At 42.3% G+C, this 995-nt stretch carries 1 pseudogene; it reads right to left on the bottom strand.

Features of this window, described 5'->3' with window-relative positions:
* Positions 1–995 (bottom strand): annotated as a pseudogene (locus BV375_RS05105) (tetratricopeptide repeat protein); the annotation flags it as partial.

The following is a 995-nucleotide window of genomic DNA, read 5'->3' as shown; positions in this document are numbered from 1 at the left end:
ATGTTATCTGCCCTGTCTCCTTTGATTCTATTGCTGTAGGCATTGGCGAGATTATTTTGCGTTGCAGCCCAATCAATAGGTAAAGCTTCCTTGGTTCTGACAGTTAAAGCAGCAGTATAAGCAGAGATCGCTGTTTCGATGTTATCTGCCCTATCTTCTTTGATTCTATTGCTATAGGCATTGGCGAGATTATTTTGCGTTGCAGCCCAATCAACAGGTAAAGCTTCCTTGGTTCTAATAGTTAAAGCAGCAGTATAAGCAGCGATCGCTGTTTCAATGTTATCTGCCCTGTCTCCTTTGATTCTGTCATTGTAAGCAGCAGCGAGATTATTTTGCGTTGCAGCCCAATCAACAGGTAAAGCTTCCTTGGTTCTGACAGTTAAAGCAGCAGTATAAGCAGAGATCGCTGTTTCGATGTTATCTGCCCTGTCTCCTTTGATTCTATTGCTGTAGGCATTGGCGAGATTATTTTGCGTTGCAGCCCAATCAACAGGGAATTCTACCCTAGTGTAGACAGTTAAAGCAGCACTATAAGCAGCGATCGCTTTTTCGATGTTATCTACCTTGTCTTCTTTGATTCTATTGCTATAGGCATTGGCGAGATTATTTTGCGTTGTAGCCCAATCAATAGGTAAAGCTTTCTTGGTTCTGACAGTTAAAGCAGCAGTATAAGCAGAGATCGCTGTTTCGATGTTATCTGCCCTATCTCCTTTGATTCTATTGCTGTAGGTAAGAGCGAGATTATTTTGCGTTGTAGCCCAATCAACAGGGAATTCTTCCCTAGTGAAGACAGTTAAAGCAGCAGTATAAGCAGCGATCGCTGTTTCAATGTTATCTGCTCTGTTTCCTTTGATTCTGTCATTGTAAGCAGCAGCGAGATTATTTTGCGTTGCAGCCCAATCGACAGGTAAAGCTTCCTTAGTGAAGACAGTTAAAGCAGCAGTATAAGCAGAGATCGCTGTTTCGATGTTATCTGCCCTGTCTCCTTTGATTCT

The organism is Nostoc sp. 106C (genome assembly GCF_002154725.1).
Classification (GTDB): domain Bacteria; phylum Cyanobacteriota; class Cyanobacteriia; order Cyanobacteriales; family Nostocaceae; genus Aulosira.
The sequence above is the reverse complement of the archived record's forward strand: the minus strand, read 5'-3'. Positions and strand labels throughout refer to the sequence as shown.